The following is a 14,041-nucleotide window of genomic DNA, read 5'->3' on the forward strand; positions in this document are numbered from 1 at the left end:
TCTACTGGGAGAGGCGTGTTCCTTGGGTGTCCGTCTCGTGCGTCGCATGAGGAGTACCTCACTGCTTCTTCCGGGTATCGCCCGTAACTAGCGATGGGGCGTCGAGAGAACCCGATCGACACGCCCAACAAGCCCCTGGCACTTCTGGCGTCGTGGCTTCGGGCTACGCGCCGGGAGGCTGGCGTCACCTACGGGCAGTTGGCCCGACGCACCCTATTTAGCGCGGCAACGCTGGCTCGGGCTGCCTCCGGACAATCTGTGCCGAAACTAGAGGTAGTGGTTGCCTTTGCTGAGGGGTGTGGGGGTGATGTCCGTGCAGCCAAGTACATGTGGAAACGGGCTTTCCGCGATCGGGTTCAGGCGAATGGTGGTCGTCGTCGAGCCCGTACCGTACACATATCTTTCGTACGGGACTTTTCAGAGCTTCACGAGGCAATGCTTGACCTGTATCGAGGGGAAGGTGCGCCTTCTTATAGGGAATTGGATAGTCGTGCACGCGGCCGCGGTGATCGTATTCCTCGTTCAACACTTGGCAGGTTCTTGAACCGTACCAATGTTCCGAGTCGGGGGTTCGTTATCGCGTTCTCCCGAGCGTGCGGCGTTCCGGACTTTGAGGTCGAGATGTGGGGGCAGGCATGGGATCGTGCCAAACTTCCACGGCGAGCGAGAAGACCCCTCGACGTGGACGGCGGTGGGTAATCATGTTCTGTCGTCCAGTATGCTGTCGCCCGCTCTGATAGGTGTTCCCCGTCGACGGTCAGCCAATACTTGACCGCTGACACTCCCGGGCCTGTAGCGTTTAGCCCGGTTTTTTGAAGGTCTGCCAGACGCTTGACGAACCGTTTGATGGAACCCCGCCGGTCGGAGGTCACTGGCCTGAACATGGCCAGCTCCGCTCGCAGCATGTCCACGTCCGCCAGGCGGTTCCTGCGCAGCGCGCCAGCGAGGATGACCATTTCCCGCGCCTGGGGACGGCCTGCGGCTTGCGCACCGGGCGAATGCGGCGTACATCGCCTTATCAGGCTGGTCTTGCGGATCGCCTCCACCAACAGCGTGGGCTCGGCTTAGAAAGTCACCTCGCGCCCGCCTACCTCGTCACGGAAATGTGGGTGCGACCCGATAAGCTTCTTCGCCTGGAAAGTGCTTCTTTCCTCGCAGCCAACAGGGCCCCTCAGCGAGTCCTATAGTGACAGGTCAAGAGCGCCTCCCGATTTTCTGATCAAGCCTCGGGCAGCCCACCTTATGAAAGCCCAAGGCTAGCGTTGAGGCTTAATAACGACAGAGTAACCCTGGGCCAGCGCGGATGAGAGGAATTCAGCGGCGGCGGCCTGGTTGGCAACGGTGAACGTCTGGGCTGCGGGCAGCGGTTCGTGATGCGGGGGCACGGCGGGGGTGCCACGTCTGCGTCCGCGAGGTTTCTGAGGGGCACGCTGTCCTGCGCGGAGCTTGGCAACCTCGGCGGGGAGGATGGCCCGCTGCCGTTCATGTGCGTCGGCCAGGATGGTTTCCAGCAGCCAGAGCGGGGAGCCGGAGAGGATCAGGTCGGCCTCGACGATCTGCCGCCGGTTGCGCCATCGGGAGATCGCCTGCGCGTCTCGCGCGAGGACGTGGGCGACCTCCTGGATGCCGAGGATGACGGGCAAGTCCTGCTTGTTCTGGACGTCGTAGCCACGGGGGATGCTGGCCTTGTAGGACGTCAGCCGGTCCTGCGCCACGTGGCGGTTACCGACGCCGTGGAGCCGCATTACCGTCGCCAGCAGCCAGTACGGGTTGCCGGACGCGACCAGGTCAGGTGGGGCGAGGGCGCCCTCTGTCCGCCATTTCTGCGATGTCTGGCGCTCCACTTGATAGAGGGAGGCGATTTCGGCATGGCCCAGCAGGAACGGGACCCGCACCTGTGCCATGAGGGGGCCTTCCCATCACCTTCGTCTCCGTGGGGTGGCGATGAGCGGGGGAGTTACTCCGCCGCTCTACGCCGTGCACGCAGATCTTAGGTGTGCTCCCGTCCTGGCCGCAGCTCCCACGAGCCCACCTCGGTGTAATAGCGGCCGAAGTGCTGCAGCCAGGCCGCGAGGGTCTCCGTCGTCCTCCGCGCCTGGTCTTCCGGGTCCCCTGTCCGTTCCACGATGGCCTTCTGGAGCTCGATGTTGCTGAGGCGCTCGCCGACGAGCAGCTTGTGGAGTTCTGGGATGGCGTGCAGCTGAGCCTCGACCGCCGTGTTGAAGTCGTGCTCCGCCAAACCTGCCGGGACGTCGAGCATGGCAAGGTCCTGGATGATGCCGGCCTCAACGGGGGAGGTGAATCGTGTTCGCCCGCTGTAGAGCGCGAACACGTTCTCCGGGCGTCTCGTTTCCGGGTACCAGAGAGAGGCGGGTTCGCCCTCGGCCGGGGGCGTGATGCGTTCTTCCTTCAGTAGTTCTGCCTGCTGCCGAACAAGGGCGGCCACCAAGGGCGTGGCCGCTGTCGAGCGGGCGTCGATCTGACTGAGGACGCGCTGCACTTCAGGATGCGTGACGGGTGCATCCAGCAAGAGCTCCACGTTGGCGTTGGGGACTCGGCCGGTGGCCTTGCCGGTCAGGTTTGCGGATCCGACCAGGCATCGGTCGTCGGCGACGTAGATCTTGGCATGCAGCGACGGGCAGAGAGAGATCTGCACGCGTTCGTCCCGCTCCGCCGCCTCGATGATCTCGGGATCGGAGACTCCGGCGGCTACCTCCGCGGGAGTCCAGCGTGTGGTGCATTCGATCTTCTCCACCGAGGCCGGCACCGAGGCGAGGGTCTCCTCGAAGACGGCCTTCTTGATGAAGGGCGCAACGAGGAGCACTTGCGTGGTGGCGCCCTTCATCAGGTCGGCTATCTGCTGCCAGACGTGGTCCGGCTGCGTCACTCGTCATCGCTCCCGTCTTCGATGAAGTCACGGGCGTACCGGCCCCAGTCGCGCCGCGCGTCCGAGATCCTGGTGCGGTCCCGCTTGTTGGGGATCTCGTCCTCCATACGGGCCCAGGAGAAGACGAGCAGTTTGAAGGTGTCGGAGGCGCGGGCCAGGCGTTGGCGGAGTTCGGCCTCGCTCGCGCCTTCGGGCACGTCTTCAAGGACGGTCATCAGCTCGCTGTAAAGGGGGTGTTCGGTGTTGAAGATCACCTGCAGCATGCCGGCCATGAGGTCGATGTTGAAGAACGCCGTGGAGTCCTGTGGGCTGGAGATCCAGCGGACACGCCAGTCTTTCTCCATCGCCTCGTCGACCATGGACTGGGCGGTGTCCTCGTCGAGGTGATGCCGCTCGGTGAGCGCCGCGAACTGCTCCTGGCGCTTGTCCTTCTCGGTGGCCTCCTCTGCCAGGCGGTCGGTCGTTCCCGTGTGACCGTCCTCCTGCCGGCGCTTCACCGCGTCGGTCGCCTTTGACGTGACGACGTCGTCGTGGCGCTTCTTGCCTCCCCGGTTACCCAGCGTTTGCTGCCTCAGCTTCCGCCGCATTGCGGGCAGGAGGTTCTTCTCCAGGTAGACCGCGAGATCGATCAGAGGAAGGCGCGGGTCGCCGAACTCGGCGATGCGGTCCTTGAACGCTTTGGGCGTTTCGTCCCCCTCGGCCTCGGCCGTCCAGTCGAAGTGAGCGAGAGACGAGAAGACCGTTGCGGTCTGCTTGTTGTTCGTGACGCCGAAGATGTCGTCGAGCTCCGGAGGGAATTCCACCTCGATGCCCCACCAGCGCTCGACGGGGTCGTACCCGATGGCCCACTTGGAATCGAGGTCAAGCTCGCGCCCCTGCCGGACCAGGGAAATCCCGATGTTCCGACGAGCGTGCTGCCCCCACGGGTGATGACCGGGATTCCCGTGGGGGCTCGCGTTGTCGGGCCACGGGTGGCCTTCGACGTCGGCGCGGCGGGCCTCGGGCCGGGCGATGGATGCCCGCACCTTCACATTGTGCTTCGTCCCGTCGACCGTGATCGGGAAGTAGGCGACTCCGGGTTCCTTCTCGTTGCCCATGTCGAAGGGCTCGAACATGGGCTTGTTCCCGAACGGCGGCGGCGTCCCGGTTGCGTCCATGAGGTACAGGGGATCGTTGGGCTCGGCGAAGTAGGCCCCGTTGTCCCCTTCGAGGACCTTTCCTTCGCGGACCGGCGCCATCTTGATTTCCACCCTGCCGTCGTGGAGGTAGTGCCGGTACACACGGCCGATCAGCTCGGCTGTGTTCCGCAGGGTGGCGCCGGCGCCATGCCATTTGACCCGGTCAAGGTCCGACCAGACCACGAGCGTGCCGGTGGTGCCTAGGGGTGCCTCGCTGAGGTCGCTCCAGTACTCCGGCACGGGGCGGTGTACGGGAGGGGGGACGTCGTCGAGTCCGCCGTTGATCTCCTCAAGATCGAGGTAGGTGTACATGGCGTTCGGGGACCCATTGGTCCAGGACCAGACCTCGACCTTGGTGCACTGGGACATGCTTGAGTTGGGCAGTCCCATGCCGAAGCGTCCGATGCGATTGCGGTCGCCCCCGAGGCCGTCGCCGTACTTCAGGGCGCGCCGCAGGAGTTCGGCGTCCATGCCCTTGCCGTTGTCGAGGACAGCTATGGCGTCCACCCGGTGCCTCGTCTGGGTGGCGCCCTGCACCGGGCTCTCACAGGCGAAGACCTGAACCAGTGTGGCTTCCGCGTCGATGCTGTTGTCGATCAGCTCGGCGAGCGCGTAGGCGGTGTTCTTGTAGCCGCTGTCGCGCATGGCCTTGACGGTCAGCGAAGGGCTGACGATCCGGTATTTGCTTCCCTCGCCGGTCACGCGGTCTCCCATACGTCTTCCCAGTTGGTGAATGCCTCGGCCACGTCTCCGAACCCGGGAAGCTCCGGGTCGACGACGGTGACGATCTCGCAGGTGGCGGTTCCGCCGGCCTTGGGGCCGCGGATGACCCGGCCGACCATCTGGCTGTACAGGACCAGCGACTTGGTCGGTCGGGCGATGATGGCAGCACTGGCCGCCGGGGCATCGAAGCCTGTGGTCAGGACCCCGAAGTTGCATAGAATCATGGGGCGTCGGCCAGCGCCCTTGAAGCGTCTGATGGCGTCGTTTCGGTGCCGGGGAGAGGACTCGCCGGTGACGAAGTCGGCATCGAGGCCGAGCGCCGACAGGACGGCGGCGATCAGGCGGCAATGGTCAACGGAGGCCGCGAATACCAGGATCCTGCGGTGCTGGCGTTCCAGTAGTTCCAGCACGGTCTGGACGACCTTGAGGTTCCACTGCTCGTCGCTGGCCAGCGACGCGATGATGTCCGACGGGATGTCGAAGGACTTCGCCAGCAGTTGCTGATCGCGTGCGGACAGATGCAGGCCGGCTTCGGAGGCGACGGTCTTCATGATGGGCTTGGCCAGGTAGCCCTGTTCGATGAGGGCGGTTACCGGGTTGCTGTATCCGTCGATCTGCAGCATGACCTTCTGGCGGGCGAAGAAGTCCGACAGTCGCTCATCTTGCGTGACGTCCGCCCAGGTCCGGCCGGGGGTGGCCGTCAGGCCCAGCAAGCTGGCATCGGGGCGGATGGTGAGGGCGTCCACCACTCGCTGGTAGGTCGGCGCGATGATCTGATGAGCCTCGTCGAAGACTGTGAGAGTGCTGCGCGACGCGAGTTTGCGGAGAAGCTCCGGATCGCTCTTGTCCGCGGAGACGGCCTTCTCCAGCCCCAGGATGACAAGGCCGTCTGTCAGCGCCTCCACATCGGTGGGCGCCTCGCCCCACATCCGGACGACCGCAATCGGACGGTCGCCGAGCTTGGACCACGCGCGCTCGAACTCCGCAGCCGCCTGCTCCAGCAGTTCCTGCCCACGCGCCAGCCAGACCACGAGGGTGGGCTCGTGCTGCCGCAGATGGTCGGCGATCAGGTTCATTCCGGTCCGGGTCTTGCCAACGCCTGTCGGCAGGTGAAGGACAACCCGCCGCGGTCCGTCGTACAGCAACTCCTTCACGCGTGCGGCTGCGCGCCGTTGGTGGGGGAACAACCCATACTCGGGTTCGGAGTCTTGCCGAAAGAGCGGAGGCAGCGCAGGCGCCCTGTCGACGCTGAAGCCGAAGAACTCCAGCAGCTCCCGCTGTTGCTCACTCGCCCACTTCAGACCGTCCAGGTAGACCAGGGCATCGGTGCCCGCGCCGTCCGCCCCAAGACGTTGGGCAAGCTCTATCTGCTTGTCGGCGGGCAGGAGCCGCAGCAGCTCCTCGCGGTCCGTCTGATCGGACACGAGCTTCTCGGCGTCCACCGCCACGGCAGCGACTGCTCGGAGCTGCTCATCGCCGGCGCTTCCGCCGTCGATGAGGTCGAGCAGAGCGCACATGTGCTTGCCGAGGCGCTCGCGGATGTACGGCATGGGAGCGCTGTCCAGCACGGCTTGGAAGGACAGGCCGGGCGACCACGCTGTCATCGATTCACCACCCTTGCGGAACAGGGGAGATTTTCCCCAATGTCTGAATGACCATCAACTTGCGGAGCGCCCGCCTCAGTTCTCTGCATGCAGAGCTGCCCGCAACTCTGAGTCGCCCCAGAGTTACAGTGCCCGATCACCATAAACCCACGCACTGACACTCGGATCTAAGCGATTGATATTCGCAGCTCAGGGGCGCTGATGAGGTGCGGTTGGCCCCATCGGGGATCCCGTGCTGCCTCTGCGCCGATGCCCTTTCCCGATATCGGTTGCAGGCACCCAAGCAATAGGGAACATTAGTTCGAGTTACAGTTTGCGCTCTGGCTGAGTATCGGTTTCGCGGACTGATCGATCTCGATCGCTACGATCACGACTCACTCCTGGTGCCGCCCCCGGTGCGCACGTCCGGGTTCCACCAGGAGTAGATTGTGTGCGGTGCTGAGCGAGACTGAGGTGGGGCATGAGGGATGAGTCTGATGGGCCGGTTTCGGCGTATCTCGACTACAACGCGACGGCGCCAATTCGGCCCGAGGCGTTGGCGGCCGTTGTGGACGCCCTGCAGGCCGTCGGTAACGCGTCGAGTGTGCATCACCCCGGCCGGGACGCCGCCTATCGCGTAGAGGTCGCTCGTCGGCACCTTGCTGACCTGCTGACCTGCTCGCCCGGGGAGATCATCTTCACGTCGGGGGCAACCGAAGCGAACAATCTCGCGCTGCGCGCGGCTCATCGCTGCGGTGCCCGGATTGTGACGGGTAGTGCAGAGCACCCTGCGGTGCTGGAGACAGCCCGGGATCTGGCCCAAAACGAGCCGGGATCGCTGACCATCTTGCCGATGCGGGCGGACGGGCTGGTGGAAACCGTGGCCCTGGAGGAAGAGCTCGGCCGGGGCGACGTCGGTCTCGTCTCCCTGATGGCGGCCAATAATGAAACCGGGGTTCTCACCGACCTCGCGCCGGTCGTCAAGGCGGCGCATGCCGCAGGCGCGCTGGTCCACACGGACGCCACACAGATGATCGGCCGGCTGCCCCTGGACCTTTCCGAAGTGGACGTCGATCTTCTGTCCCTGTCGGCCCACAAGTTCGGCGGCCCCCAAGGCATTGGCGCACTGTTCGTGCGACGCGGTACTCCCCTGCCGTTCAGGCCGCTGATCACCGGTGGCGGGCAGGAGAAGGGGTGGAGGGCCGGCACCCTCAACGTGCCCGGGATCGCCGGTGCCGGAGCTGCCGCTACGGCCGTCAGCCGTGACCTTGCCGACGACATCGCCCGCGTGACCCAACTGCGCGATCAGCTCGAACACATGGTGACCACGGCTGTGTACGGATGCCGTATCAACGGGCAACAAGCCCCCCGCCTGCCCGGTGTGGCGAGCATCACCTTTGCGGGTGCCCAGGCTGACGCAGTCATGGCCGCCATGCCGCGCATAGCCGCATCCGACGGAAGCGCCTGCGCCTCGGGAGCCCCAACTCCCAGCCATGTCCTGCTCGCTATGGGGCTGAGCCGGGAGGAATCGGAGTGCACTGTGCGCTTCTCGCTCGGCTACGCCACAACCGAGGAAGAGATCGCCGCAGCCGCCGAGGCGGTGGTGCATGCGGTCCACCAGGTGCGCGCCGCCATGGCAGCGACAGCCGGCGCGGCTGCTCACTGACTTGAGCATTTCCCTTTATCTCTTCGTGCTTTGAGAGGCCCTCGTATGGCAGACAGCAGGCTCGCGGAAGCCGCACATTCCAGCTTCGCGCGCCATGAGACCTTCGCTCCCCGCTTCGGATGGCTGCATAAGGCGTACATGCAGGTCAAGGAGAATCCGGCAGCTTTCCTTGCTGAAGATGCCCCGGTCCTGCTCGGTGTGGGTAAGAACATGGTCCATGCCATGCGGTACTGGTCAAAGGCGTTCAAGCTCACCCGTGAGCATGCCGACCCGTTGGGTAAGACGAAGGCCCAGTACGCCTCACCTACTTGGGAAGCGCGATGGCTGCTCGACGAGGATGGCGCCGATCCCTACCTTGAGGAACCCGGCAGCCTGTGGCTGTTGCACTGGTGGCTCGTGTCGTCGCGGCCGGGCGCCAAATGCTGGGCCCCCGCGTGGTACACGGCGTTTCACCTTGCTCCGTTCTCTCGCTTCACCATCGCGGATATGACGCAGGTCGTCACGCGGCATGTCAACTTCTCCTTCAGCGATGGACCGGTGGAGGCGTCGATCACCCGGGATGTCGAGTGCCTGACCAAGATGTATGCGCGCACGCCTGTCGAACAGAGCGGTTCCCGCGCCACCTATGAAGACCTCTTGGCCTGCCCTTTCCGTGAGCTGGACTTGCTGACCTCCGTGGGCACCCGGGGCAAGCAGGAGTGGCAGTTCACCACTGGCACGCGCACCTCTCTCCCGGCCCACGTCCTGATCTATGCGTGCCTCGACTACGCCGCCCGCGACACCCAGGGTTCCGGCTCCATCTCCCTGGCGCGGCTTGCCAACGAGCCCGGAGCGCCCGGCCGGGCCTTCCGGGTCCGCGAGCCTGAGATCGTCGCCGCCCTGGACAAGGTCGCCGTGGGTCGCCCGGAACTCAACAGGGTGGACGCCGTCGGCCAGCGGACCATGTCCTTCGCCAGCGATCCGAGGGCACTCGCCTGGGACATCCTCGACGAGCAGTACGACCACGTCACCCTGCGCCCCGGCTTTCCCTCCCGGGACGAATGGAGCGCTCAGTACCCGCAGTTGGCCGAAGCAGAGAAGGCCGAGAAGGCTGAGAAGGTCGAACGTAAGCCCCAGGACCACCAGCTCACGACTCAGGAGATCGCGTGACCACCGCAGCTCCCACGCGGACCTCCCGCACCCCGCAGGACGAGGCAACCCCTCAGTTCCCGTCCGGAATCGAACTGGTTGGCTCCCAGATGCGGTCGACCAACCTCGAACGCGACGTCGAGGACGAACTGCACGGACCGTATGTCGGCGCGAAGGCAGTTGACGTACTGGAGCGCATCGCCAACGCAGTCAGCGACCTGCGACGTCCCCGCGCGTGGTCCTTCACCGGCCCCTACGGCTCCGGGAAGTCCACGCTGGCTAACCTGATCGAAGCGCTTCTCGGCCGCGACGAGGACCGCCGCGACGAGGCTCACCGGATCCTTGCGGGCACTAGCCCAGCCCTCGCCGAGCGTCTCGCCACGGCTCGGGCTGAGCGGACGGGAACCGGGTTCCTCGGAGCCGTGGCCACCGCGCGACGTGAACCGCTGGTCGCCACTGTGACCCGTGCGCTGGAGACCGCGGCAAAGCGCCGCTGGGGCAAGCGCATTCCGAAGAACATCGCCGCAGCACTCGCGGCCTGCGAAGACCCGACGACGACCGGGCCGAAGACGAAGCAGGTCATGGCCGCTATCAAGGCCCTGACCGACAATCAGCAGCCGCTCTTGCTGATCATCGACGAGTTCGGCAAGACCCTGGAACACCTTGCCGGACACAACGAATTCTCCGGTGCCGAGCACGATCTCTTCCTCCTGCAGGAGCTCGCCGAGCACAGCGCCGGGCCCAACGGCCTGCCCGTCTTCCTGGTCACCCTGCAGCACCTGTCGTTCATGGACTACGCGTCACGGTCCAGTGAGCTCAAGGTCCGTGAATGGGCAAAGATCCAGGGCCGCTTCGAGGACGTCACCTTCGTCCCGCACCACGGCGACTCCCTGCAGCTCCTGCGCCGGCGTCTCGACCACTCCGCGGTCGACGCAGCGGGCCAGGACTTCATCCGCGCGTCGGCCCAGGCATCAGCCCTCGCGTGGAAGAACCATGGTCTGAACGTCCTTACCGAGCTGGCCAGCGATGACTTCGCCGGCCTCTACCCGTTGCACCCACTGACGGCGATCGCTGCGCCGATCCTGGCGGCGCAAATCGGCCAGCACGATCGCAGCCTGTCGGGCTTCCTCAACAGCGGAGAGCCCAACACTGTCCGCGACTCGCTGGCCGCACACTCCCGGCCGGATGCCGAACTCGCCAGCACAGTGCAGCTACCACAGCTGTACGACTACTTCCTCAACTCCGGCCGGACCTCGCTGCTCGCGGCCTCCAACGCCGGCCGCTGGATCGAGGTCGACGCGCGCATCAAGGAAGCCAACGGACTGCCCGACGCCGACCAGGCGCTGCTGAAGACCATCGGCGTTCTGAACCTCATTGACGCCGACGGAGCGCTCAGCGCCACCAGCGAGATGATCCACCTCGCGCTCCACGACCCCACCGATCTGACCGACGCGGGCGCTTTCGCCCGCCTTGAGGAGCAGCTCGCCGACCTCGTCCGCCGCGGCTTCCTTGTCCACCGGGAGTTCAGCGGTGAGTATCGCGTCTGGCAGGGCACAGACTTCGACATCGACGCCCGCCTGAAGGAGATCATCAGTCACCTCGACGATGCCTCCGTCGTCCAACGCCTTGGCGCACACCTCCCCAGCGCCGTGGTCGCCGGCCGCCACAGCCAGGTCACCGGGATGATGCGGGTGTTCCTCACCGCCGTCAGCGGTCGAGAGACCCGCGAAATCCAGGCGCCGGACGAGCTGAAGGACCCGGCCGACGGCCTCCTCGTTTTCCACCTCGGCCCCCGGGAGCAGCTGCCCACCGTCAACTCGACGCTGCCGGTGATCCTCGGAACAACCACCCACTCCGACGTGGTGCTCAGCTCCGCCACGCACCTCATTGCCCTGAAAGAGCTACTCGAAGACAAGGAACTTGATCACGTCGCCCGGCGGGAGGTCACCGACCGCGCCGTCCAGGCGGAGGCCGAGCTGCGGGAGGTCATCCAGGCGGCCTTCTACCCGCCGACCCAGGACGCCACCTGGGACCTGTGGAACGCCGGACTCGCCCCGGGGACGGACCCCGACAGCTCGAGCCTGCCAGCCCGCAGCCTCAGCGGCCTGGTCTCCCTTGCCTGCGAGAGCGTCTACCCGCACACCCCGCACATTCGCAACGAGATGCTCGGACGGCACTCACTCACCAGCAACGCCGCCCGTGCCCGCAGCGATGTGCTGGACGCGATGCTCACCCGCTCCGGCGAGCAGTACCTGGGCTTCGACGCGACGGCCGGAAGATACGGTCCCGAGCGAGCCATCTACAGCGGCGCGCTGGCCTACCTCGGCCTGCACCGGGCCAACGGCACAATCCAGGCTGAGAATTCCCCCAACAGCTTGCTGCCGTACGGTTTCTCCGCTCCAGGCGAGGGCCACGAGCATGCTCAGCCCGTCTGGGAGGCGCTGCAGGAGGCGCTGGACGCAGCAACCCGGCGTACCAGCCTCGACCACATCATCCGGGTCCTGATGAGCCCGCCCTACGGGGTGAAGGCCGGTGTCTGGCCGCTGCTAGTCGTCACCGCCCTGGTGATCCGCCGACACGATGTCGCCCTCTTCGAAGAAGGCTCCTACCTGCCCCGGCTGACGCCGGACGTCGTCGACCGCATCCTCGCCGCCCCCGCTCGTTTCGACGTGAAATACACGCCAGTCGGGCAGGGCCAGCGCGCCAGCGTGATCAAGAAGCTCCTGGTGTCCCTGAAGGTCGAACCACCACGGTCACAGGCACTGCGCAACCCCGATCTGCTCTCCGTAGCCAGGGCGCTGCTCGAACGCGTCATGGTCTTGAACAGCTACGCTCGCAAGACCAAGCGCATCTCTCCGGATGCACTCGCCGTGCGCAACGCCCTGGCAAACTCCCAGGATCCGGACGACCTACTCTTCCGGGCTCTGCCCAAGGCGCTGAGCCTCGCCCCCATTGAAGCCGGCACCCGCGCCAACGCGGCAGCCGCCACGGAGTACGCCGACGGGCTGACCGCAGCGGCAGACGAGATCACCGGAATCGAACGCACGCTGCGTGAAGAAGTGGTCGCGGTTCTCGCCGAAGAGTTCCGTCTGCCCACGACTCTTCGCGAGCTGCGGTCGACACTCGCCGCGCGGCTGAATGGCTTCGCCACGGTGTCACTGAACCCGGAGCTGCGGGGCTTCGTCGACTTCGTGCTCAGCGAAAGCCTCGCTGACGAGGACTGGCTCGACCCGATCGTCGTCCGCCTCACCAACAAGGCACTCGGAGACTGGGACGACCGAGACGCAGGCATGTTCCCTCGCCTTGCACGCGAGATGTCCGCATCCCTCGACCGCGTCGCCCACCTCTACCAGGACAGCAGCGAGACCCGCGAGCAGGAAGTAAATCTGGAGGCGCGGCTGTTGACCTTGACGGACAAGACAGGAGCGGAACGACGGACGCTGATCTACGTGCCAGAACAGTCCCGAGGCCAGGCTGACCAGCTTGCGGCCGACGTGCTGCAGCAGGCTGAGCAGGCCCTCGGACCCGACGGCGCACGGATCCTGCTCGCCGCTCTCGCACAACGCGTTGCCGACGGGCCGTCTGTCACAGCAACTGAAACGAAGGAGGGGGCATGACGGATCCAGTCACCCAGGAGAAGGTTCGCCACGTCCTGGGTATCTCAGGCGGCAAGGACTCGTCGGCGCTTGCCATCTACATGCGCGATCGCGTGCCGGAGATGGAGTACTTCTTCTGCGACACCGGTGCTGAACTCCCAGAGACGTACGAGTACCTCAACCGGCTGGAAGCGGCACTCGGTAAGCCCATCGAGCGACTCAACGCCGACCGGGACTTCGATCACTGGATGGAGGTCTACCAGGGCACCCTGCCCAGCCCGCAGATGCGCTGGTGCACGAAGAATCTGAAGATCAAGCCGCTGGAGGAGTGGGTCGGCGACGACAAGGTCATCTCCTATGTGGCCATCCGTGCCGACGAGAACCGCCTCGGCTACGTCAGCACCAAGCCGAACATCGATGCCGTCTTCCCCTTCCGCGAGGATGGCGTCGACAAGGACGGCGTGATGCGCATCCTCGACGAGGCTGGCATTGGACTCCCCGGCTACTACGAGTGGCGCACGCGTTCGGGCTGCTACTTCTGCTTCTTCCAGCGCAAGCACGAGTGGGTTGGCCTCAAGGAGCGCCACCCCGACCTGTACGACAAGGCCGTGGAGTACGAGGACAAGGTCCGGTTCCGCCACACCGCCATGAAGGGCCGCAACTACACGTGGTCACAGGGCGAGTCGCTCCCGGAACTCATAGAGCGCAAGGACGAGATCGAAGCCAAGCACCAGGCAGCACTTGACCGCGCGGCCAAGCGCATCAAGCCCAACCGTCCTCTCCTGGAAGTCCTCTCAGACGCACTGGACTCAGATGACGACGAGGCCGGCTGCTCCGTCTGCCACCTCTGACGCGCAACCACACACAGCGGCCCCAGCAGCTCGAGCTGGGGCCGCTGTTGCTTTCCCGACTTCCAATCAGTCTTGTCCCGCTTGCGGATGTCACCTCGCCCAGATTCCCTGGCCCTCTCGAAGGAACGCAGCGCACTCGCCTACGACAAGTCGAGTTACTCTGCGATGGAGTGACGCATCGTCACATGTGGGGCATGATGGGCGCATGGCGCCCCTGCTACCACTGACGACCACTCATATGCCACCATGAGTGACGGATCACTCACACAGGTGTGGAAGGGTGCTGGAGAGAGAACGGATATGGAAACTCGCGGGTTTTTGATGCGGCACGGATGTCAACTTCTCAGTTCCTCAGTGAGCCCATTCAGGGGCTCTATGTCCGCTCCTGCCAGTGCTCATGCGGCTGGAGCTGCCCGAGATCAGGCGATT

9 protein-coding genes are annotated in these 14,041 nt (G+C 65.3%); 5 read left to right on the plus strand and 4 right to left on the minus strand.

Features of this window, described 5'->3' with window-relative positions; genetic code table 11:
- Positions 1-93: 93 nt before the first annotated feature.
- Positions 94-699 (plus strand): helix-turn-helix domain-containing protein, encoded by a 606-nt coding sequence (locus tag ACFXKG_RS09390; RefSeq protein ID WP_384834821.1) that lies wholly within the window; start codon positions 94-96, stop codon positions 697-699.
- Positions 700-1,256: 557 nt separating this feature from the next.
- Here ACFXKG_RS09390 and ACFXKG_RS09395 read toward each other — a convergent pair.
- From ACFXKG_RS09395 to ACFXKG_RS09410, 4 genes are all read right to left on the minus strand, one after another.
- Positions 1,257-1,904, minus strand: a complete 648-nt coding sequence (locus tag ACFXKG_RS09395; protein WP_384834824.1) for a hypothetical protein — start codon at positions 1,902-1,904, stop codon at positions 1,257-1,259.
- A gap of 86 nt (positions 1,905-1,990) precedes the next feature.
- Positions 1,991-2,887, minus strand: coding sequence for a phospholipase D family protein (locus ACFXKG_RS09400; RefSeq protein WP_384834827.1), 897 nt, complete (start codon positions 2,885-2,887; stop codon positions 1,991-1,993).
- Positions 2,884-4,767, minus strand: a complete 1,884-nt coding sequence (locus tag ACFXKG_RS09405) for an ATP-binding protein (RefSeq protein WP_384834829.1) — start codon at positions 4,765-4,767, stop codon at positions 2,884-2,886. Before ACFXKG_RS09405 ends, ACFXKG_RS09400 begins: the two co-directional genes overlap by 4 nt.
- Positions 4,764-6,392 carry a DEAD/DEAH box helicase family protein gene (locus tag ACFXKG_RS09410; protein ID WP_384834832.1) on the minus strand — a complete coding sequence of 543 codons (1,629 nt, stop codon included), beginning with the start codon at positions 6,390-6,392 and terminating at the stop codon, positions 4,764-4,766. The genes ACFXKG_RS09405 and ACFXKG_RS09410 overlap by 4 nt, the downstream gene beginning before the upstream one ends.
- A gap of 460 nt (positions 6,393-6,852) precedes the next feature.
- Here ACFXKG_RS09410 and ACFXKG_RS09415 point away from each other — a divergent pair, with 460 nt between their 5' ends.
- The 4 genes from ACFXKG_RS09415 to ACFXKG_RS09430 are packed head-to-tail and all read left to right on the plus strand — an operon-like array spanning position 6,853 to position 13,612.
- Positions 6,853-8,037 carry a cysteine desulfurase family protein gene (locus ACFXKG_RS09415; RefSeq protein WP_384834835.1) on the plus strand — a complete coding sequence of 395 codons (1,185 nt, stop codon included), beginning with the start codon at positions 6,853-6,855 and terminating at the stop codon, positions 8,035-8,037.
- A 45-nt stretch (positions 8,038-8,082) separates the two neighbouring features.
- Positions 8,083-9,186 carry a DUF4007 family protein gene (locus ACFXKG_RS09420; RefSeq protein ID WP_384834837.1) on the plus strand — a complete coding sequence of 368 codons (1,104 nt, stop codon included), beginning with the start codon at positions 8,083-8,085 and terminating at the stop codon, positions 9,184-9,186.
- Positions 9,183-12,782: an ATP-binding protein gene (locus ACFXKG_RS09425; protein ID WP_384834840.1), complete on the plus strand. Its 3,600-nt coding sequence runs from the start codon at positions 9,183-9,185 to the stop codon at positions 12,780-12,782. Before ACFXKG_RS09420 ends, ACFXKG_RS09425 begins: the two co-directional genes overlap by 4 nt.
- Complete coding sequence (locus ACFXKG_RS09430; protein ID WP_384834843.1) at positions 12,779-13,612, plus strand: phosphoadenosine phosphosulfate reductase family protein; 834 nt, start codon at positions 12,779-12,781, stop codon at positions 13,610-13,612. The genes ACFXKG_RS09425 and ACFXKG_RS09430 overlap by 4 nt, the downstream gene beginning before the upstream one ends.
- Positions 13,613-14,041 lie beyond the last annotated feature (429 nt).

Origin of the sequence: Streptomyces sp. NPDC059255 (assembly GCF_042752355.1) — a bacterium.
In the GTDB taxonomy this organism is placed as follows: domain Bacteria; phylum Actinomycetota; class Actinomycetes; order Streptomycetales; family Streptomycetaceae; genus Streptomyces.